This window comes from Arenibacter algicola (assembly GCF_000733925.1).
Taxonomy (GTDB): Bacteria; Bacteroidota; Bacteroidia; order Flavobacteriales; family Flavobacteriaceae; genus Arenibacter; species Arenibacter algicola.
Window position 1 is genome coordinate 904,717 of record NZ_JPOO01000003.1, and the last position, 21,615, is coordinate 926,331.

Sequence of the window (21,615 nt, forward strand, 5' to 3'; positions counted from 1 at the left end):
ATTAAAAAAACTCCTTCCCCTTGGGCTTGTTCAGAGCGGAGTCGAAGTATAAGGGAAGGTGGATTCTCCGACGGTAGGAGGAGAAGACGGAAGGGATTGAAAACCTAAGATATGGGGTACTACAAAACATAGGCAGTGAATACAGAAACACACCCCTACCTCCCGCGGAAAACCCACCCCTAACCCCTCCCAAGAGGGGAATTGTTAGGAACCAAAACTCATGGACAGGAGAAGGAGCTCATAGTTATTTCCCCTTTAAAGTGGTCAACCTATATCAGGGACGTAGACCACTGTCAACTGTCAACTGCCCACTGTTTATTGCTAATTGCTCATTGTTCATCATCTGTCTTGTTCTCATAATGGTTTACCCTGGCATCGTCCTCATTGTCCATAGGGGGGCCCTGTTCTATTTTGCGCCAGTCTATGGTTTTGTTGTACTTCTTCATGGAAAGTTCCGCGTTGTACATACGTTCATCATGACGTTCCAAAGTATAGGGTGTAAAGTCGGGCTCCGAGGTGAAAAAATCCTGAAGCAAGGATGCCGTAACATCGAACTGATTTACATAGGGAACATTCAAAATATTGTACATAGTCTTTAACAGGGCACCAAAATTGGCATGGGTGTTGGAAACATAGCCTTTTTTCACATAAGGCCCCGCCATCATAAGAATGGACCTATGGGCATCCACATGATCTACACCGCCCTGGGGATCATCTTCTGTGATGATGACCAGCATATTCTTCCAGTATTTGGTCCTGGATAGAAAATGCAGTACCCTGCCCACCGCCAGGTCATTATCTACCATAAAGGATTGTGGGTAAGGATAGCCATCTTCGGGACGTATTCTTGCCCCGTGATCATTGGGTAACATCATGGTCACCAATTGCGGCATTTCTTCCTCTCCTTCAATCCATTTCTCTGTAAACTCCCTTTCAAACTGATCCATTCGGTATTGATCGGGGATATTCATATTATAACCGGCAAAGTCGTGGCTGGTCCTTGTAAACAAAGCCTTTTGCATAGGCACCATCACCCCATGGGCCGCGCCGGTATTGGTATCATACCATTCTTCGCGCACATGTGCTGTTTCGTTGGCCTGTCCAAAATTGTAGAAGGAAACCTTTTCCCTATCCAGGGCTTCCCAAAGTCCACCAATCTCCGCATAATCCTCAGGATCTACACTTCCAATTGTTCCAGGGTGCCGACGCCCCGGAGCGTCCGAGAATATTTTGGCCGTCTTGCTCACACTGGCATTTGCCTCTACCCATTCATTGGGAATAACACCCACTAGCCAATGATGGCCGTGTACCGAAGCATCACTATCGCAATAGTAATTGTCCGAATAGGCAAATTGCTTTGCGGCCTTATGATGGTTGGGTGAAATGCGCAGGTTGGGGAATTGTGCTTGGACGGAATCGGGCAAGGTATAGGTATTATTAACCCCATAGCGGGCCAAGGTACTATCGCCCTTTCCTGTTTTAAGCTGTCCAAAAACCTCATCGTAGGTCCTGTTCTCCTTGGTAATATACACCACATGTTTAATAGGGCTCTGCCGCAACTTTGGCAAGGGAGGCAAAGGATTGGTACCATCATCGGTTATGGTGCTTTCCCTAAAGGTATTGTCGATGGACATTTTGGTGTATTCGGCAAGTTTTTCATCGGTTGGCATGGCTACCCTTTGGAAGCTCCCCAATTGAATATCCCCAATGTAATCGCCCTGTGGTGGTTCTACAAAATCCTTCCCTCCATTGGGTCCGGCCCCAAGACCTCTACAGGTAATGATATAAATATTCTTTTCATCCTTGGACAATTCCACCCTGGTAGGCCCCCAGCCACTGGGAATAAGCCCCTTGGTGGTTTGGGACGGAATATCTATGACGGCTACTGCATTGAATCCCAATAAGGCCACATATAACGTTTTTTCTTCCTTGTCCATGGTGATACCGAAAGGCAGAAGACCACGGTATTTGTCGATTCTCGGGTCCACCTTAATGGGAATATGACCTACAATTTCCTGGCTTGAATGATCAATGATGGTGATATTGTCGTTGGTGGCATTGGTTATATAGGCGAATTGTTTCCCTACGGCAATGGAATTAGGACTTGCGCCACCAACCACTTCGGCATCCTCCACGGTCTGTCCTATTTGATGCCCCGTTTTAAATTTTTTGATCACCTTGTTGTTGTCCAGGTCTATAGTAAAAACACTCATGGCATCGGGATGCAACGGACTCCCCAAGCCTGGAACCTTTCGTCCTTCCACTTCGGTACCCTCTATGGATTCCTTGGTATTATCTCCATAAGGGTGATGGGAAATCATTAAGGAATCGTAATTGGCAGGAGTGGCGCCCTCTATCAAAGGATAGGAATACACTCCTACATTGGCCACAAAGGCCTGCTTTTTATCGGGACTGATGGCCAAGCCAAAAGGCTGTCTTCCCACATTGACGCTCCCCTTTATTTTTTTGGTATCCAGATCGATACGCACCAGTCTAAAATTGCCGCGATCCAACACCAACAGTTCGTTCTCCGCCTCGTTGATCCTCAGATCGGAAGTAAAACTATCCTGATAATCCTTCCCGTTAACCATACCGTTCAAGGAGATGGAATCCACTTTTACAAGATTCTCCACATCGTATTGGATCACTGCTCCCGTATCTCCCCCACTTAAATAAACCGTTTTGGAATCCTGGGCAAATTCAACCCCCAAAAAAGAACCCTTGGCCAAAGGTGACGGTATACTGCCATCATAGCTGGGAATCCTGACCGACTCCAAGGAGGCGACGTCAATTACTGTAAAGACCCCATTGTGCAGGGTAACCGCCTTGCTCCCATCAGGAGAAACGGCCATCCCAAAAGGATCATGTGTAATCCGCAATTTATCCCCTACTGGTGTCACATACCTCCCACTTGCCAAAATGGATATTCCATTTTCATCAATAATACTGTACTGATCTTTACCGGGTACCTGTAAAATGGTAATGCTGTTTTGGCGTGAATTGCAGGCAATAAAAACTAGTGTTAAAAGGAGGATAATTAGCCGATTCATTAGGTTGAATTTAAGGTGTAAATAGATATTTTAAATATTAAAAAATAATATTACGCATTTTTGGCCAAAGGAAAAGGGTCTTAACAATGATTTTACATTATGTTAAAATAATTTAATTGAAGTAAAAATAACAAATGGCCAAAATAGTATCCAAACTCAATTTCAGCTTAATTGATATAGCCATAAATAGGTGCTATAAAGTTTCATATTTCACCTCACCCGGAAATGCCTAAAAAGGCATCTCCGACCCCCTCGGAATTCGCGGGGCAGGCTCTCCTAAGGAGAGGTAAAAAGGAAACCTCAAGGCAAAGTGCTTTTGTTGCTTTAAAGCAAATCCAAAATTATTTCGTCGAGTTACGTTATTAATAATTGATATTAATTTAATTGAAGTAAAAGTGACAAACAGCCAAAATTGTACACAAGTTCAATTTCATTTCAATTGATATAGCCATAAATAGGTGCTATAAAGTTACCGTTCAAAAAAGGTTTTGGATCTATCTGACTTTGCAGAACAACTCCCTTGTATTCGGACTCCATTAACATAAAAGCAGCCTGAACCATGGGTGCCGCCGTGGTGGTCTGTATGGCCCTAAGTCTGTGTATCCCTACTTTTTGCGGGAATATCAGCTTGGAAACCTCACTCCTTCTAAGCACCCCGTGCATATCCTTGCCTTCCACAGCGGCATATAGTACAATTTGGTCGTTTTCGATATGGGGAATTTCACTTTCCATTTTCTCCTGAAGGGTCTTAATAGAGGCATCCACATTTTTAAAACCTGCAAGCTGTTGTTGCACCCAGGCGTAGTGCCCTGGATATCTCAAGGTCTTATAATCCAAGTCTCGCACCTTTCCCGCTAGGGCGTCCGGAAGATCGGCGGCCCCACCTGAAGTAAGGTCCTCCTCATAAGTCCTACCATCTATAATAATCGTTGCTCTTTCGGAGAGGGATTTAAGAGGTACTTTTTTATAATTACGGACTGCTTCCGCATCCTTTACATATTCGGTGGCAACCCCCACGGGACTCCAGGTAAATCCATAGTAATGTGGTGCTACGGCATGGTCCGTTAAGGCCCCTACCTTAAACTGCAGCTTATCTACCTTGTCTACCTTATGTTTACTGCAAAATTCCTGAAAGAGATGGTGTGCCAAAAGGTTAATATACCCTGGTGCCAGACCGGATTGGAGCACAAAACCGGTTTCGGCATTCTTTGCCAACGCTATTATTTCATTGGTCTCTGCCACATATTCGGTAAGGTTTACATAGTGCATTTTAAAATCTTTGGCATAGCTCGCCATTTTGGGGGCCAAGCTACCGGGCAGACAATCCAGCAGCACATCGCCCTGCGTAAAAATATCCTCCATTTCTTTGGTCAGACCCGATTCGGAAAGGCAAAACGCCTTTGCCACTCCGGGGTCGGTAGTGCCCTTCCCTATCCAATGGGCCACCTTTTCGGCCTTTTCCAACGTACGATTGCCAATGAATATTTTTAGGGGAACATTTCCCCAATCCGCCATTATCAATCCAACGGCCTGGGCAATACCTCCAGCACCGGCAATAACCATGTTATACGACATAAATAATAAGCTTAATATGTTATAAGAAAGATAGCATTTTTTATCCAGATTTCTTCTGATACTTGGATATAGTATGATGCCGTTACGGACCCCTCCCGATAGTTAACGGGATTATCCTCCGGAAAAAACCCGCCCCCTGCCTGCAGGCAGGCTAGCCTCCCGCTAATGAGACCCCTCCCTAACCCTCCCCCAAGGGGAGGGAATTTGTTCCCCCTTCTTGGGAGGGGGCTAGGGGGAGGACTTTAGGAACGATAGCGACGAAGCAATCTCTGCAAGGGAACAAGCAGATTGCTTCGCTATGCTCGCAATGACGGCTTTGAACCCGGAACATTAAACCTTGAACAGAACACTTTAGTCCAGTTTCTAGGCTCTAGAATCTAGATTCTCAATTCTCACTGCTCAATACTGACACACCGAATTAGGTCTCGACTGCGCCCGTCTAACGCCGGGCAGGCCTGCCTTGACGTCAGGCAGGCTCGACCGGACAATAGTAGCTAATGGTTTCAGGCTTTGTACATCCCTGATTAGAGTTGATCGATTTACAACGTACAACACTGATTACTGCCCACTGAAAACTGTTCACTGAAAACCGCTTACTCTAAATTATAGAACTCCACCGTATTCTGTCCCATAATGGCGGCCTGCTCGGCAGTGCTGAGGCTGGAAATGAAATTGGTAGTCAGCTCCTTTACCTGGGTATAAGTGCCGGCGACCAGGCAAACGGGCCAGTCGGATCCGTACATGCAGCGTTCAGGGCCAAAGGCCTCAAGGGACAAAAGCATATAGGGATGTATTTGTTCCGGGGTCCAGCTCTTAAAATCCGCCTCGGTAATCATCCCTGAGATTTTACAGTATACGTTTTCGTGCTTGGCAACTTCTTTCATCATGGCCGCCCAGCCGTCATAGAAGCCATCTTTGATATATGGTTTGGCAATATGATCGATAACGAATTTCTGATTGGGGAATTTTTTTACAAATTCCAGCGTTGCTCCCAACTGATGGGGGTAAATAAGGATGTCATAGACCGCCCCGTATTGTTCCAATTTGGATATTCCACGTAGGAAGTCGGGCCGTAACAAAAAATTATGGTCGGCCTCTTCCTGAACTATATGTCGGTATCCCTTTAAATGCTTGTCCTTGGCGTATTTTTCCAGTTCTTGGTCCACACTGGCACTTCTTAGATCTACCCAGCCCACGACGCCTTTTATAAAAGCGTTGTTATGGGCAAGTTCCAATAAAAAATCGGTTTCCGCCAAGGTCTGGTCCGCCTGTACCGCTACACAACCGTCCACACCGTTTTTGGCATAGACAGGTTTTAGGTCCGAGGGTAAAAAATCCCGTCGGATAACGCTCATCTGCTCGTTGATCCATGAGTGTTTTACAGGATTGTATTTCCAGAAGTGTTGATGGGAATCTATGGTCATGTTAGAAAGTTTAATGTTATTAGGTTATAATGTTGAAAGTTCTAAAGTTAAAAATTTTCTGGGTTTGAGGTCCTTTTACCTCTCCTTTGGAGAGCCTGCCTTGCCGGTAGGCAGGGTCTGAACTGCTTTTTAGCAGTTCAGGGTGAGGTCCTTTATAGGGAAATCCCTCTTTTCCAGGGGATGAAGTCGTTCTGTTCCAAGCGAACCGCCGCTGGCACTATATTGCCACTGGCCACTTCTATGATATAGTCCAACAATTCCTCTCCCTTGGTCTGTATGGTATCTTCCCCGGTAATAATGCTGCCGGTGTTAAAGTCGATAATATCCTTCATGCGTTCGCTAAGGGCATTGTTGCTGGACATTTTTATAACCGGGGCCACGGGATTCCCGGTAGGAGTACCCAGACCTGTTGTAAAGGCTATCACATTGCAGCCAGATCCTGCCAGACCAGTGGTGCTCTCCACATCGTTGCCGGGAGTACATAGAAGGTTGAGTCCATTTTTGGTAACCCTTTCGGTATAGTCCAGCACATCTTGTACCAAGGAAGTGCCCCCTTTTTTGGCCGCTCCCGCCGACTTCATAGCGTCTGTGATGAGTCCGTCCTTAATATTTCCTGGCGATGGATTGTTTTCGAAGCCGGAGCCTATGGAGACCGCCTTGGCGGAATAGGCCTGCATAATACTGGCAAATTTCTCCGCATTTTCCGGCGCTTCACAGCGGTTGATGAGTTCCTGTTCCACGCCGTTAAGCTCGGGAAATTCGGAAAGTACGGTGGCCCCGCCCAAGGCCACTATTAGGTCCGAAGCATAGCCTAGGGCCGGATTTGCCGAAATACCTGAAAATCCGTCCGATCCCCCACATTCCAAGCCCAAGACCAATTTGCTCAGCGGTGAGGGTTGGCGTGTTACCTTATTGGCTTCGATGAGGCCCAAAAAGGTCTTTTTTACAGCTTCCTCTATAAAATGCCGTTCGCTCTTACTTTTTTGTTGTTCCAAAATGTGCAGGGGTTTGGTAAAGTTGGGGTCGCGTTTGGCAATGGCGGCCTCCAAAATTTTCACCTCTGCGTTCTGGCAGCCCAGACTAAGAATGGTAGCCCCGGCAACATTGGGATTGGTAATGTAGCCTGCCAAAAGGTTGCAAAGGGTATCCGAATCCCCACGGTCACAGCCACAGCCCCCGTCATGGGTCAGGAACTTGATTCCGTCCACATTGGGGAAGGTCCTGTTCTGTTTAATGTCCTCGGCGGTTTTAATCAGGGGCGAGGCCATCATCTCTTCTGCACTGGCTCCTTTTTTGTATTGGGATACCAGCACTTCCGTGTCTATGATATAGTCTTTGGCGGTCTCGTAGCCCAGAGCACTCAGTAGGGTAGAGCGCAGAACGTTTACATTTCTGTTTTCACAGAACACCATAGGGATCACCAGCCAATGGTTGGCCGTACCAACACTGCCGTCTGCACGGTGATAGCCGTTGAAGGTGCTGTTTTTCCACTTGGAAATGTCCGGTGCCACCCAATGAGATTGTTGCTCCCCAACATTGTAATCCGCAGAGGCGTGTACCACATTGTCTATGGTAATGCTTTCTCCCTGGGCAATGGGCTTTGTAGCTTTCCCTATCAAGGCGCCATACATTAGGATGGGGTCGCCCACCTTAAATTCTTGCAGCGCAAATTTGTGCTTGGCGCTAACATTGTTTTTGAGCGGGAAGGATTTCCCCTCAAATTCTACTACAAAATCTTTTTTCATATCCTGCAGAGCGGCAAGGATATTATCATTGGGATGTATTTGTAAAAAATTCTTTGACATGTTTTAAGGCAATTGATTTTAAAATTCAACTGTAGCTTTGATTACTCCGGTAGCGGGTTTTAGCCAGCTGTCGAAATTCTCCTTCATTTCGGTGAAATGCACGTTATGGGTAATGAACGAATCGGTTGGGAACTGGTCCAGGATTTCGATCACCCTTTCAAAATCGGCTACCGTGGCATTCCTGCTGCACAGAAGTGTAGTTTCCTTGGCGTGAATGGCAGGATGGGTAAAGGTAAGCTCCCCCTTGGAGAGTCCCACGAGGATATATCTTCCGCCGTGCGACATATAGGTAGGGCCGTGTTCCAAGGCTCCTTTATGGCCAGTGGCGTCGAATACCGCAGTGGCCAGATCACCATTGGTAATTTCCGAAATCTGTTGTACCGGATCTTCGGTCACATTTACAATATGGTCCACCCCAATCTTATCTTTTGCATACTGCAGTCGGTCTTGGTTCATGTCCAGGGCTATGACTTTGGCCCCATTTATTTGGGCCAGTTTCATAATTCCTATGCCGATAGGGCCACAGCCCACGACTACTATGGTTTCCCCGGGAACTATCTGTGCCCTACGTATGGAATGTGCCGCTATGGCCAAGGGCTCTACGATGGCCATTTGTTCGTTGGTCAGGTGTTTGGCGGGCAATAAAATATCTACGGGTACGGTGATCTGCTCCTGCATGCCACCATCGGTATGTATGCCCAGTACCTGGATCTGGGTACAGCAATTGGTCTTGCCGTTCCTACAGGCCACACAATGGCCACAGCTCAGATAGGGCATGATCACTACATTGTCTCCCGCCTCTATGCCCTTTTCGTTCTCGTCTATTTCAATCACTTGGGTGGCCAGCTCATGACCAAGTATCCTTGGGTAGGTAAAAAAAGGTTGGTTGCCAGTGTAAGCATGGAGGTCGGTACCGCAGATACCTACCTTATTCACTTTCAATAGGGCTTCCCCTTTTTTCCTGACCGGGGCTTCTTTTTCCTTTAACTGAAAATTCCCTGGTTCTTCACAAACAATGTATTTCATGCGTTTTATTCTTTGGTTTTTATTGGTTTTATGTGATTGATCCTAATCACAGGCTGATTTTTAAATGATAAAACTAACCCTTCAATGGGATTTTGGTTTAAGGGTGTAATTTAGCCAAAAAGATTTAGAAAATGTTGAAAGCTTAAAGTTCAATGTTGAATGTTCAATGTTAAAAGTTATGAAGGGCTAAAGGTGTATTGGGAAGTGGAAAATTAGTATAGAGTCTTTAGTATTGAGAAATGGGAATTGAGATTTTGGTATTGAGAGTCTAGAGTCTAGAAATTAGACTAAAGACTTATGTTCAATGTTATAAAGTTCAAAGTTGAATGTTCAATGTCCAATGCTGTCATTGCGAGCCTGCCTACCGGCAGGTAGGCACAGCGCGGCAATCTCTCCATCCCATAGTAAGATTTTTTTGTCGCTTTAAACCTAGCGTCTAGCATCTTGATATATGAGACTGACCAAAATCATTTCAGGAAATATGCCTTCATGTTACCTTCGAAAAATAGCATTTTGGGCAATATGGAACTTTTTAAATAAAAATTAATATGGAGAAAATAAAAATACTTTTGATGATCTTGGTTGTACTGGGGTGGAACTGCAAGCAAAATCCAAAACAAACTGAGCAAAAAACTGAAACCCTAAAACAGGAAACCAAAGCCGCTACCTCATTACCCGAAAGTATTAAGGAAATTGCAACCTTTGTAACACCCGATTTTACGGACACGACGGACATTCAAAACCTAATTATTTTTAAGGAGCTCGATTTATCGGGCAACACCATTTCTACCATAAATTTGGAAAGGGCAGGAGAGCTGTACAAAAAGTTGACGACACGCGGCCAAGCGGCTTCATTGCCCATATTTGAAGTGAAGGGAACGGACCTAGTTGTTCTGCCCGTACAGGGTGTTGGTTTTGGTGGGGCCATATGGGCAAAGGTGCTGTTGGATAAAAAGACCCTGGAAATAAAGAACATAGCCTTTGAGCATAAAGGGGAATCTGAAGGTTATGGTGCGGCTATGGTCCAGAATACCTTTGAGAATCAGTTCCTTGGCGTTAAAATTAACTTGGAGGAAGACACATTCACATTGCAAAAAACAATTGAAAAAGCTAATGATGACGGACATTTTATTGACGGGTTAACCGGAGCAACCATGACAAGTCAAGGCGCCGTTTCCATGGTGAATCAGGGTTTGCGAAAATATAGCAGCTATTTGATGGGGGATTGAGTGGTCAGTGATCAGTAGTCGGTAAACAGTTGGCAGTGAACATTTTTTCAGAGTTCCTTAAACGGAAGGCATTAGCCACTATTGTCCGGTCGAGCGAAGTCGAGACCTCATTCGGTGTGCCAGTATTGAGTAGTGACAATTGAGAAACTAGAATCTGGAGCCTAGATGCTAGAGCCTAAACTAAAGTCTTGTGCTCAAAGTCATATAACTAGGTGCTCCTTCCCATAGTTAGGGGAAGGTGGCTTCGACGCAGGAGAAGACGGAAGGGGTTACCCGGGTGGCAATCTGTTCCTTCCCTTGCAGAGATTGCTTCGTCGCTATCACTCCCTGCCTAGCCAGTCAAGCTGGCTCGCAATGAGGAATCTACACTTTGCAAGTCGTTGTGACTTCGGCTACGCCCGCCTGAACGGAACGGGCAGGCTCAGCCACCGGGTGAAGTACACGGAGATTGAGCGGAGTCGAAATCGAAGTGGACGGAAGGCAGTTGGCAGTTCGCTTAAGCCAAAAGACATTAGCCACTATTGTCCGGTCGAGACCCAAGAAATTTTATTTTTCAAGCGGTAATAATGACGTAAATTGGATCATAATCTACCGAATTGCAAAATAATCGTAGTCGGAATAGTGTTATTTACCTGTGTTCGAGCATGATTTTCAAAAATTTGGAAAGCGAATCTGGTACTCAATTTCTATAATTGATGTCCGTATGGTAGTCTTGCAAGCTTGTTTTTTTTGAAGGCAATTTGGTTTTATAATCATATAGCTATGAAAAAGATCAGAACCCATGCCGCAGGTATCGACATTGGGGCAAAAAAAGTGTATGTGAGTATCGAGGACCTGCCTGTAAAAAGCTTCGATACCTTTACCCAGGACCTGGAGGCTCTGGGCGTTTATCTGGTGGCCCATGGCATAGAAACTGTGGCCATGGAGGCTACGGGCGTCTATTGGGTCATTTTGTACGATATACTGGTGTCCCAAGGTCTGGATGTTTGGCTGGTCGATGGAGCGGGCACCAAACAGGTTCCCGGCAGAAAGACCGACGTAAAGGATTGCCAATGGATACAGCAATTACATAGTTATGGGCTTCTGAACAAATGTTTCGTGCCCGATATCCGGATACAGGAACTGCGCGCCTATCAACGCCTTCGCGAGGACCACATCCGTAGTGGTGCGATGCACATCGGCCATATGCAAAAGGCATTGATTCTGATGAATATCCGGCTGAAGGAAGTAATAAGCCAGATCCACGGGACAAGTGGGATGCGGATTGTCCGCGCTATCCTATCAGGCGAAAGGAATGCCGAAAAACTGGCATTGCTATGTGATCAAAGGATACTTAAAACAAAAAAGGAATGGGTGATAAGATCATTAAAGGGGCATTATTCGGAAGCCGCATTGTTCGAACTGGGCCAAGCCGTGGCCTGTTATGATTTCTATGGGGAACAAATTGCCATGTGCGACATAAAGCTGGAGGAGGTGTTGAAGAAGATGGACCTGGACGGTACACCAAAGCCAAGGTCCAAGGGTGCAAGAAAAGCAATCCGTCACAATAGACCGGATATAGAGAATATGGGAGGACACTTGTTGGGGATCTTTGAGGGAAAGGATGCTACCGTCCTTCCCGGAATTACAGATTATAACTGGATGCAACTGCTTTCGGAGGTGGGCACCGATCTTGGGAAATGGAAATCGGAAAAACATTTCACCTCTTGGTTGGGGCTTGCCCCAAAACAACACAATTCGGGAAAAATGAAACGCAATTACAAACCCAAGGGAGCCCCAAGGGCAGGTCTGATCTTCAAACAGGCAGCAGTAGGCCTGCTCAACAGCAAGCACATTGCATTGGGCGCTTTCGGTAGAAAGATACGGGCCAAAAAGGGAGGATTGGTGGCCATAAAGGCAGTGGCCAGGAAATTGGCCGAACTGTACTGGAAATTGTTTGTAAAGGGACTGGAGTATGTGGAGAACGGTATCCAAAAATACCAAGAGAAAATGCTCTTGAACAAACAAAGGGCGGTAACAAGAATGGTACAAGAACTAGGGTTGGGGATAACTCCATTGAAAATACAAAGTGCTGATTAACAGTTTTCTATGATAGACGTCAATGGTAGCGAAGTCGAGACCTCATTCGGTGTGCCAGTATTGAGTAGTGACAATTGAGAAACTAGAATCTGGAGCCTAGATGCTAGAGCCTAAACTAAAGTCTTGTGCTCAAAGTCATATAACTAGGTGCTCCTTCCCATAGTTAGGGGAAGGTGGCTTCGACGCAGGAGAAGACGGAAGGGGTTACCCGGGTGGCAATCTGTTCCTTCCCTTGCAGAGATTGCTTCGTCGCTATCACTCCCTGCCTAGCCAGTCAAGCTGGCTCGCAATGAAGAATCTACACTTTGCAAGTCGTTGTGACTTCGGCTACGCCCGCCTGAACGGAACGGGCAGGCTCAGCCACCGGGTGAAGTACACAGAGATATAGCCTAACTAACGGCAAACAGGCTCAGCTACCGAAATTCTCTCATCATCAAATTTCCAAATCACCAAATCATCAAATCAACTCATTTCCAAATTGATTCATTGTTACATTAAACAATTGCTACATTTCCACATTAACTCATTATCAAATCTTCAAATCAACCAATCTTCAAGTTAATACATTGGCACATTAAACAATTGCTACATTAACCCATTTTCACATTAATCCATTAATACCATTTTCAAATTATAAAATCAACCAATCACCAAATTATTACATTGGTACATTTTCAAATTGGTACATTTTCAAATCATCAAATCAAAAAACCCCCATCAATTGCTTGACGGGGGTTTGTTTATAGTAAGGGAAGTTCTTATTTCACTTCCTCGAAATCTACGTCCTCTACGTTATCGGCTTCCTTGGCCTCTCCGTTGGAAGATGCTGTATCAGCACCACCTGCAGGAGCACCTTGTTGTGCTTCGGCCTGTGCCTTGTACATTTCTTCAGAAGCTACTTTCCAAGCCTCGTTTATCTTATCCAAAGCCGGAGTAATCAAAGCCAAATCTTTGGCTTCATGGGCTTTTTTAAGCTCCGCTAGGGCATCCTCGATAGGCTTCTTCTTATCCGCAGATAATTTATCGCCAAACTCGGTCAATTGCTTCTCGGTCTGGAAGATCATTCCGTCCGCTTCGTTCAATTTATCGGCAGTTTCTTTTGCTACTTTATCCGCTTCCGCATTGGCTTCCGCCTCTGCTTTCATTTTCTTGATCTCTTCCTCTGTTAATCCTGAAGAAGCCTCAATTCTAATGTCCTGCGTTTTGTTGGTAGCCTTATCGGTAGCCGAAACTTTTATAATACCATTGGCATCGATATCAAAGGTAACCTCGATCTGTGGAGTTCCCCTTTGTGCTGGTGGAATACCATCCAAATGGAAACGACCTATAGTCTTGTTATCCTTTGCCATTGGGCGTTCTCCCTGCAATACGTGGATCTCAACAGAGGGCTGATTGTCAGCAGCTGTAGAGAATACCTGCGATTTTTTGGTAGGGATGGTCGTGTTGGCCTCTATCAATTTGGTCATTACACTCCCCATAGTCTCAATACCTAGGGAAAGTGGTGTAACATCCAATAAAAGAACGTCTTTTACATCTCCTGTCAATACCCCACCTTGTATAGCGGCACCTACGGCAACCACCTCATCAGGGTTAACCCCTTTGGAAGGTTTCTTGCCAAAGAATTTCTCAACCGCATCCTGTACGGCAGGAATCCTGGTAGAACCACCTACCAAAATAATCTCGTCAATATCGCTCTTGCTCAATCCGGCTGCTTTTAGGGCAGTGGCACAAGGCTCAATAGTACGTTTTACCAAATCGTCTATCAATTGCTCAAACTTGGCTTTGGTCAAGGAACGTACCAAATGCTTAGGTCCAGAAGCCGTAGCAGTAACGTAAGGAAGGTTAATTTCGGTCTGTGCAGAAGATGACAACTCAATTTTTGCCTTTTCTGCAGCCTCTCTCAAACGTTGCAATGCCATAGCATCTTTACGAAGGTCTATCCCTTCTTCCTTGTTGAACTCATCGGCCAACCAGTCGATAATTTTCTGATCCACATCATCACCACCCAAGTGGGTATCCCCATCTGTGGCCAAAACTTCAAAAACACCGTCACCCAATTCTAGGATGGAAACATCATGTGTTCCTCCACCAAAATCGAAAACCACTATTTTCTGGTCAGTATCCTTTTTGTCCATCCCGTAGGCCAAAGAGGCTGCGGTAGGCTCGTTTATAATTCTTTCTACGGTAAGTCCGGCAATTTCACCGGCCTCCTTGGTAGCTTGTCTTTGCGCATCGTTAAAGTAAGCAGGAACGGTAATTACCGCTCTTGTTACGGTCTGCCCTAGGTAATCCTCGGCAGTTTTCTTCATTTTCTGAAGAATCATGGCCGAAAGTTCCTGAGGAGAATACAAACGTCCGTCTATATCTACCCTTGGAGTATCGTTATCTCCTTTAACCACTTTATAAGGTACCCTTGCGGCCTCCTTACTGGATTCGGAGAATTTATTTCCCATAAAACGTTTTATGGAATAAATGGTTTTGTTTGGATTTGTAACTGCCTGTCTTTTGGCAGGATCCCCAACCTTGATCTCGCCACCCTCTACAAAAGCAATGACAGATGGAGTAGTTCTCTTACCTTCTGCGTTTGGGATTACAACAGCTTCGTTACCCTCCATAACCGAAACGCAAGAGTTTGTTGTTCCTAAATCTATTCCAATAATTTTACTCATGTTTATATATTTACTGTGTTGAAAAATCTTTTTAGCACTCGGGTCTATTAAGTCAAGGATTGTGCCATGACAAAAAATATGACAAGCTGTCAGAACCAAATCTCAAATTGATCAAAAATTGCAGGTTAATCTGCTTTTTTGGGCATTCCCCCTTGGCGAAAATATGCCAAGGGGTCGTGCTTTCCATTGCTAGTCCCAAAAGTGTCCCTCCCCAGGTCCCCTTTTGGGAGCTATACATTGCAATCACTAATGCAATCTTTAGTTGAAAGTTCAATTTTATAAAGTTCAAGGTTGAGATTAGTAGTGAGAACCTAGAGCCTAGAAACTGGACTAAAGACTTATGTTCAATGTTATAAAGTCGAAAGTTTAAAGTTCTTTCGGAGATTGAGCTTGCCCGGCCGTAAGGTGGGCCTGCCCGGCGTCAGACGGGCGGAGTCGAAATCGAAGTAGACGGAAATCTGTTTTCAGTAAACAGAAGTGAGAATTGAGTATTGAGAATCTAGAACCAGGATCCTAGAAACTGGACTAAGGACTTATGTTTAATGTTATAAAGTTGAAGGTTCAAAGTTCCCTCGGAGATTGAGCGGAGTCGAAATCGAAGTAGACGGAAATCTGTTTTCAGTAAACAGAAGTGAGAATTGAGTATTGAGTATTGAGAATCTAGAACCAGGATCCTAGAAACTGGACTAAGGACTTATGTCTAATGTTATAAAGTTGAAGGTTCAAAGTTCCTTCGAAGATTGAGCCTGCCTACCGGCAAGGCAGGCCTGCCCGGCGTTAGACGGGCGGATTCGAAATCGAAGTGGACGGAAATCTTTCCTAAAAGCTTCTTGACTCCTATTAAAAAATTACTTGGATTCGTAAAATTGAATTATTATCTTGGTTCAAGCTTTAATTGAATACATCCTTTCTGAAATCAGTCGAATGCTGTTTAGGGTCTTGATTTCACATAAGTCAAACAATATTCATGAATCCTTCCCCTCCTTGGAGGGGATTGAGGGGTGGGTAATCTGATGAAAAAAATTATACCTTATAATCCAGATCTAGTTCCTTTTGCGAAAAAACTTCGCAACAACATGACTATGGGGGAAATTGCCTTGTGGCGCGAATTAAAAAATAAAAAACTAGGAGTCAGGTTTAGCCGGCAAATACCGATAGATAATTATATAGTGGACTTCTATTGTAAAGAACTTCAACTTGCCATAGAGGTGGATGGTTCGGTCCACTTTTTGGAGGGGCATCCCGAAAAAGATACCATTCGCCAAAATCGTCTGGAATATTTGGGAATATACTTTATTAGATTCAGGGATTTGGATACGAAGAACAATTTGAACTGCGTATTGGAATAGATTAAAAAAATGATTTTGTTTTTAAAACCCACCCCTAACCCCTCCCAAGAGGGGAAAAATTAATACCTATTTGAAGTGCCTAAATTTCCCATCATCCTTTTGACTTAGGGCTCACGGATTATAACTTTTTAACTCCATAACCATATAACAACCTTTAAACTTCCTGAACTCAAAAAAAAGTATATTTGGCCTTAATACTATAACCAACCCTCTACCCTATGGCACTTCTGCAAAAAATTAAATTCATCGTAGTTTTGGTAACCCTCGTAGGTTGTGGTTCAAAAGAACCCAAAACTAGCGCCGATCAGGACCTGGCCATTGGCATCATTGCGGACTGCCAGTACTGCTATTGCGAATCCACCCCTTCTCGATTTTATAAAAATTCGCCCGCAAAACTGCAAAATGCAGTGGATAGCCTTAACAACTCCATCTTGGATTATGCCATTCATTTGGGCGACTTTATAGATCGCGATTTCAACAGTTTTGATACCGTTGGCCCTATCTGGAACACCTTAAAAACCAAAAAATACCAAGTATTGGGCAATCACGATTTTAGTGTAGCCGATTCCCTGAAGCCATTGGTACCCGGGAAAATGAACCTGAAACAACGGTATTACAGTTTTGTGGAACAGGATTGGCGATTCATTGTCCTGGACGGCAACGATCTAAGTTATCAGGGCGCTATTACTCCGGAAAAGCTCGCTCAAACCGACTCCCTATTTACCCTACTCTCCAACTCCAATCCGCCCAACCTACAGACCTGGAACGGAGGCCTAAGCCAAGAACAATTGGAATGGGTGGAAAGCGAATTAAAACTGGCCCAGCAGAATAAAGAGAACGTTGGATTTTATTGCCATTTTCCCGTACTCGGGGAAGATAAGGTGCATAGATTATGGAACAGTCCGCAATTTCTTTCCCTTATAGACCAATACCCCAATGTGAAATTCTATTTCAACGGCCACAACCACAATGGGGATTATGCCGAACGCCATGGGGTACATTACCTCACCTTTAAAGGAATGGTAGATACTGAAAGTACTTCAGCCTTCGCCAAGGTGCGCATTACAACAGATTCCATTCTAATACAAGGTCATGGGCGGGAACCGTCCAGAAGCCTGAATATCAGTGTTCGGTGAACAGTGGGCAGTAGCCAGTTGGCAGTTGACAGTTGACAGTAATCAGTGAACAGTTTTCGGTAATGTCTGAACATCAAGGTTTAAGGTTTAAAAAAAGTTAGCAGTCGCAGTTTTTAGTGGGCAGTTGAAAGTTTTTCATGTTCAAGGTTATAAGGTTCAATTATCAAATTGACTCATAATCAAATTAACACATTTGTACATTGGTACATTACCCCCTTTTGCCTCTTTTCTCTTTTTTCTTTTCTCTCGGCTTTTGGCTTTTGGCTCCCAAGAGATAAACCTATCTTTACATGGAATATATAACCTCATAGAATAATGGAATGCATTAGTGTTTTCGACATGCTCAAAATTGGGGTCGGGCCCTCCAGTTCCCATACCTTGGGACCATGGCGTGCCGCCGAGCGTTTTATTGGCGAACTGTTGCAAAAAAAGGTATTTAATTCCATAACGCATATCCAAGTAGAAGTATATGGTTCCCTATCACTTACCGGCAAGGGCCATGCCACAGATCTGGCCATTATGTTGGGGCTAACGGGGGCCGACCCGGTCACCATTCCCATAGAAAATATAAGCAGTATCGTACAGGGAATTCAGGAAAGCAAAAAGCTACTTCTAAACAAATCCCTGGAAATCCCCTTCGATCCAAAATTGGATATCCTATTTAAAAGGGAATTTTTGCCTTTCCATGCCAACGGACTCACTTTTACCGCAACCCTATCCAATGGAAAGCAAATAAAAGAAACCTACTACTCCATTGGCGGGGGCTTTGTAGTCCAGGAAGAACGTAAAAACTCGAAAAAAAAGCTGGAAGTCTTCAAATCCTTCCCCTACCCCATAGAAAATGGCATGGAACTGTTGGCCAGCTGTAAGAAGGAAAACAGAACCATTTCCCAATTGGTTTTGGAAAATGAGCGATCACTGCGTTCCGATTCTGAAATAGACCAGGGACTTCGACATATTTGGGACACCATGTTGGAGTGTATGTATATAGGTTGCCATACCGAAGGGAACCTCCCCGGCGGACTCAATGTACGGCGAAGGGCCTATGACACCCACCAAAAATTAAAAGGCGACCTCCCCTACGCGACCCCTCAGGAATGGCTGCAAACCATTAGACAGACCGAGGTTAAATTCAGATCCATTCTAAAATGGGTAAGTTGCTTTGCCCTGAGCGTCAATGAGGTAAATGCCTCCTTGGGAAGAGTGGTCACCGCCCCCACCAATGGCAGCGCAGGGGTAATCCCGGCCGTGCTCATGTACTATATGGTCATAGAAAATCACGAAGCTAGCTTTGAACACGTCAAACAGTTTTTGCTGGTGGCGGGAGAAATTGGCAGTATTTTTAAAAAAGGAGCTACCATTTCCGCGGCCATGGGCGGTTGTCAGGCCGAAATTGGCGTGTCTTCTGCCATGGCCGCCGCTGCACTGACAGAACTTATGGGAGGTAGTCCGGAACAGGTACTCATGGCGGCAGAAATTGCCATGGAACACCACTTGGGCCTTACCTGTGATCCCATTGGCGGATTGGTACAGATTCCTTGTATAGAAAGGAACTGCATGGGCGCCATAAAAGCCATCAACGCGGCGGAACTGGCGCTGGACTCCGACCCTGCCAATGCAAAAGTACCCTTGGATAAAGTGGTCAATACCATGTGGGAAACCGCCAAGGATATGAGCACCAAATACAAGGAAACCTCTGAAGGCGGACTGGCCGTGGGTGTGTACCTGAGTGATTGTTGATGCTGGATAGTATTGAGAATGGAGTAGTGAGAATTGAGTAGTGAGTATTTAGAAATGAGATTCTAGAACCAGGAGACTAGAAACTGGACTAGGGACTTATGCTGGAATGTTTAAAGTTCAAGGTTGAATGTTCAAAGTTCAAAGACAGCCGTCACTTCGTAGCCTGCCTATCGGCAGGTAGGTGATCCGACGAAGGAGGATTGTATCGAGAAGTAGACGGTGTGCACCAAACATATACTCCTCTTGGGAGGGGCTAGGGGTGGGCTTTTGCGGGAGTCGAGACCTCATAGTTCATAATAAGCCTTAAGTAGTAATCAGTGAACAGTTTTCGGTTTAATGTTCAAGGCCGTCACTTCGTAGCCTGCCTACCGGCAGGTAGGTGATCCGACGAAGGAGGATTGTAGCGAGAAGTAGACGGTGTGCACCAAACAAATTCCCCTCATGAGAGGAGCCTGCCTTGCCGGTAGGCAGGCCTGTCCCGCTTTTTAGCTGGAGTTAGCCTGCCTGTATCCTATGGTTAAAACAAATTTTTTCTCATAAATTTTTTCTATAGTTCAGGATATATACCCCATGGTGTTGACATACGGTGTCCCTCTTACCACTACTGCAAATGCCCTGGCCAATAATTTGTTTCTTATTATATTCAGGGTACTCATTTTATTTTTTCCCGCATCTATTCTTCGGGTATAATAGGCCTTCATCTCTGGATTACATTGAATGGCGGAACCGGCGCAAAGATTCAGCAATGTCTTGCCTTCCTTATTGGCCAGTTGGCTTACCTTGGTCCTTCCCCTTATACTGGTCCCCGATCTGTTGGGAAAAGGGGCAATGCCACAATAGGAGGCGAATTTCCTCCACGATTTAAAAGCTGTGAAGCCAACGGTATGAACGATCATGAACCGGGCCGTTACCGCTCCGATGCCCTTGATGCTGACCAATAACCGATATATAATCTGCAGTTCTGGATCCTGCTCGATAAGCCTATCGAGTTCTTTTTCTATTTTGGTTATCTGCACATCCAGTACCCCGATAATATCGCGCTGTACCTGTAGCAATATGGGCCCCAGATCATTGTTCAGCACTCTTATTTGTTCCCCTAGAGTGGCAATATGCCCTGCGCGCTGTGAAACCAGTTTTCTGCGCATGGACATCAACCGTTTCAGGCTTATCAAAGATTCCTTTGGCATTTGATAGGGCCTTGCCTCTTCCCGGATGCGATATCCGTAAAGGGCGATACGTTTTGCATCCGCTCTATCATCCTTCCCCCTGGCAATGCCCAGGGACCGTTTGATCTCCAGCCCAGGGACCAAGAGAAAGTAATAGCCCTGTTCGCTCAGATAACGGACAAGTTGATGGGTGTAAAGGCCCGTGTGCTCAAAAACGAACAAAAGCTCATTTTTGGCCAGGCCACTAATTTTTATAGACCAATCCACCAAAAACACGATAGCTTCGGGAGTATTTTCAAAAACCTCTTGGGCCCCACTTTTGTGAAGGCAACAATCCAGTGTCAATTTACTGGCATCGATACCGATTACATCTTTTATTTTCATAATTTTATAATGTTTTAATATGGTTGCCTAAACTAAGACCTTTAAAAGATCTGGCTGAAATCCTATATGGTTCTTGGCAACCGGTTAGAAGAACGGGGACTGATACAGGCAATAGGTCACAAACCTTTGCGGCAGGAAAGTTCACCCCGTTCTTTTTTGTTTTACATTAAATTTATGAACATTTTAAAAGTTATGAGTCTCCCCCGGACCCCCTCTTTTCAACATTATTATAGATTATATTTATAATACAAATCTAAAGGCAGGCAGGGGGTGTGTTGCTTTACCAAGGACCCCAATCATTCCGCTAAGCTCGGGCTTTCAAAACCCTCCGTCTTCGCTTATGGCGAAGCCACCTCCCTTCGTCACAAGGGAGGAGCTTGTGTTGTCGTCACTTCGAGTAATCCGACGAAGGAGGATTGTAGCGAGAAGTAGACGGTGTGCACCAAACCTGTTCTCGATACAAAATGCCTAACGGCATTCCACTCGAACTGACGCTAGAGTTTATAATCTTAGCACCAAACAAATTCCCCTCTTGTTATCGTCATTGCGAGAGAAGCGAAGCAATCTGTGTTCTTATCTAGAGATTGCTTCGTCGCTATCGCTCCCTGCCTAGCCAGTCAGGCAGGCCTACCTGCCGGTAGGCAGGCTCGCAATGACGAATTCTTACTAAAATCTTACCCATTTTCAAATTAACCCATCACTACATTAACCCATTTGTAAATCATCAAATCACCACATTTACAAATTGATTCATTTCCAAATTGCTACATTACCCCATTGGTACATTTTCAAATTATCAAATTAACCAAATTATCAAATTGATTCATTGCTACATTAAACAATTGCTACATTCCCACATTAACCCATTAACCCATTAACCCCACCTCCTTAATACGCCAAATCCAAAATTTCAATTATTCTAACACTTTATTTGAAAATTAAAGAAGAAATGGATAATAAAGTCAATATATGATGTAAATCAT

The 21,615-nt window shown here is 44.8% G+C and carries 12 protein-coding genes; 5 read left to right on the forward strand and 7 right to left on the reverse strand.

From position 1 onward, the window contains the following. Window positions 1-329 precede the first annotated feature (329 nt). The 5 genes from U735_RS0114175 to U735_RS0114200 all read right to left on the reverse strand — a co-directional run bounded on the left by U735_RS0114175 (window position 330) and on the right by U735_RS0114200 (window position 8,880). On the reverse strand, window positions 330-3,050 hold the full coding sequence (locus U735_RS0114175) for a bifunctional YncE family protein/alkaline phosphatase family protein (protein ID WP_031444455.1): 2,721 nt from the start codon (window positions 3,048-3,050) through the stop codon (window positions 330-332). Window positions 3,051-3,485: 435 nt separating this feature from the next. Beyond that, window positions 3,486-4,625, reverse strand: coding sequence for a saccharopine dehydrogenase family protein (locus U735_RS0114180; protein WP_031444456.1), 1,140 nt, complete (start codon window positions 4,623-4,625; stop codon window positions 3,486-3,488). Window positions 4,626-5,218: 593 nt separating this feature from the next. Then, the gene (locus U735_RS0114185; protein ID WP_031444457.1) at window positions 5,219-6,049 is read right to left on the reverse strand and encodes an amidohydrolase family protein; all 831 of its coding nucleotides are present in this window, start codon (window positions 6,047-6,049) and stop codon (window positions 5,219-5,221) included. Window positions 6,050-6,201: 152 nt separating this feature from the next. Continuing rightward, a complete protein-coding gene (locus U735_RS0114195) occupies window positions 6,202-7,854 on the reverse strand; it encodes a UxaA family hydrolase (protein WP_031444458.1) in 1,653 nt (550 codons plus the stop codon). Between the two features lie 18 nt (window positions 7,855-7,872). Then, window positions 7,873-8,880 (reverse strand): zinc-binding alcohol dehydrogenase family protein, encoded by a 1,008-nt coding sequence (locus U735_RS0114200; protein ID WP_031444459.1) that lies wholly within the window; start codon window positions 8,878-8,880, stop codon window positions 7,873-7,875. Window positions 8,881-9,428: 548 nt separating this feature from the next. Here U735_RS0114200 and U735_RS0114205 point away from each other — a divergent pair. Both U735_RS0114205 and U735_RS0114210 read left to right on the forward strand, forming a co-directional pair. After that, window positions 9,429-10,109, forward strand: a complete 681-nt coding sequence (locus U735_RS0114205) for an FMN-binding protein (protein WP_031444460.1) — start codon at window positions 9,429-9,431, stop codon at window positions 10,107-10,109. A gap of 762 nt (window positions 10,110-10,871) precedes the next feature. Next, window positions 10,872-12,188 carry an IS110 family RNA-guided transposase gene (locus U735_RS0114210; protein ID WP_031444461.1) on the forward strand — a complete coding sequence of 439 codons (1,317 nt, stop codon included), beginning with the start codon at window positions 10,872-10,874 and terminating at the stop codon, window positions 12,186-12,188. Between the two features lie 758 nt (window positions 12,189-12,946). On the opposite strand, the gene dnaK is transcribed toward U735_RS0114210, so the two are convergent. After that, window positions 12,947-14,857: a molecular chaperone DnaK gene (dnaK, locus tag U735_RS0114215; RefSeq protein WP_031444462.1), complete on the reverse strand. Its 1,911-nt coding sequence runs from the start codon at window positions 14,855-14,857 to the stop codon at window positions 12,947-12,949. 1,013 nt (window positions 14,858-15,870) lie between these two features. Here dnaK and U735_RS0114225 point away from each other — a divergent pair. The 3 genes from U735_RS0114225 to U735_RS0114240 all read left to right on the forward strand — a co-directional run bounded on the left by U735_RS0114225 (window position 15,871) and on the right by U735_RS0114240 (window position 19,082). Continuing rightward, the gene (locus U735_RS0114225; RefSeq protein ID WP_031444464.1) at window positions 15,871-16,206 is read left to right on the forward strand and encodes an endonuclease domain-containing protein; all 336 of its coding nucleotides are present in this window, start codon (window positions 15,871-15,873) and stop codon (window positions 16,204-16,206) included. A gap of 218 nt (window positions 16,207-16,424) precedes the next feature. Then, window positions 16,425-17,342, forward strand: a complete 918-nt coding sequence (locus U735_RS0114230) for a metallophosphoesterase (RefSeq protein WP_232233266.1) — start codon at window positions 16,425-16,427, stop codon at window positions 17,340-17,342. 315 nt (window positions 17,343-17,657) lie between these two features. After that, window positions 17,658-19,082 (forward strand): L-serine ammonia-lyase, encoded by a 1,425-nt coding sequence (locus U735_RS0114240; protein ID WP_031444466.1) that lies wholly within the window; start codon window positions 17,658-17,660, stop codon window positions 19,080-19,082. Window positions 19,083-19,636: 554 nt separating this feature from the next. Here the strand turns inward: U735_RS0114240 and U735_RS0114245 are convergent. Next, on the reverse strand, window positions 19,637-20,632 hold the full coding sequence (locus U735_RS0114245; protein WP_031442240.1) for an IS110 family RNA-guided transposase: 996 nt from the start codon (window positions 20,630-20,632) through the stop codon (window positions 19,637-19,639). Between the last annotated feature and the right edge of the window lie 983 nt (window positions 20,633-21,615).

What these genes read in the sequence shown, in the direction of transcription:
- U735_RS0114175 (WP_031444455.1), bottom strand. Translation starts at nt 3,050, where the DNA reads ATGAATCGGCTAATTATCCTCCTTTTAACACTAGTTTTTATTGCCTGC.
- U735_RS0114180 (WP_031444456.1), bottom strand. Translation starts at nt 4,625, where the DNA reads ATGTCGTATAACATGGTTATTGCCGGTGCTGGAGGTATTGCCCAGGCC.
- U735_RS0114185 (WP_031444457.1), bottom strand. Translation starts at nt 6,049, where the DNA reads ATGACCATAGATTCCCATCAACACTTCTGGAAATACAATCCTGTAAAA.
- U735_RS0114195 (WP_031444458.1), bottom strand. Translation starts at nt 7,854, where the DNA reads ATGTCAAAGAATTTTTTACAAATACATCCCAATGATAATATCCTTGCC.
- U735_RS0114200 (WP_031444459.1), bottom strand. Translation starts at nt 8,880, where the DNA reads ATGAAATACATTGTTTGTGAAGAACCAGGGAATTTTCAGTTAAAGGAA.
- U735_RS0114205 (WP_031444460.1), top strand. Translation starts at nt 9,429, where the DNA reads ATGGAGAAAATAAAAATACTTTTGATGATCTTGGTTGTACTGGGGTGG.
- U735_RS0114210 (WP_031444461.1), top strand. Translation starts at nt 10,872, where the DNA reads ATGAAAAAGATCAGAACCCATGCCGCAGGTATCGACATTGGGGCAAAA.
- dnaK (WP_031444462.1), bottom strand. Translation starts at nt 14,857, where the DNA reads ATGAGTAAAATTATTGGAATAGATTTAGGAACAACAAACTCTTGCGTT.
- U735_RS0114225 (WP_031444464.1), top strand. Translation starts at nt 15,871, where the DNA reads ATGAAAAAAATTATACCTTATAATCCAGATCTAGTTCCTTTTGCGAAA.
- U735_RS0114230 (WP_232233266.1), top strand. Translation starts at nt 16,425, where the DNA reads ATGGCACTTCTGCAAAAAATTAAATTCATCGTAGTTTTGGTAACCCTC.
- U735_RS0114240 (WP_031444466.1), top strand. Translation starts at nt 17,658, where the DNA reads ATGGAATGCATTAGTGTTTTCGACATGCTCAAAATTGGGGTCGGGCCC.
- U735_RS0114245 (WP_031442240.1), bottom strand. Translation starts at nt 20,632, where the DNA reads ATGAAAATAAAAGATGTAATCGGTATCGATGCCAGTAAATTGACACTG.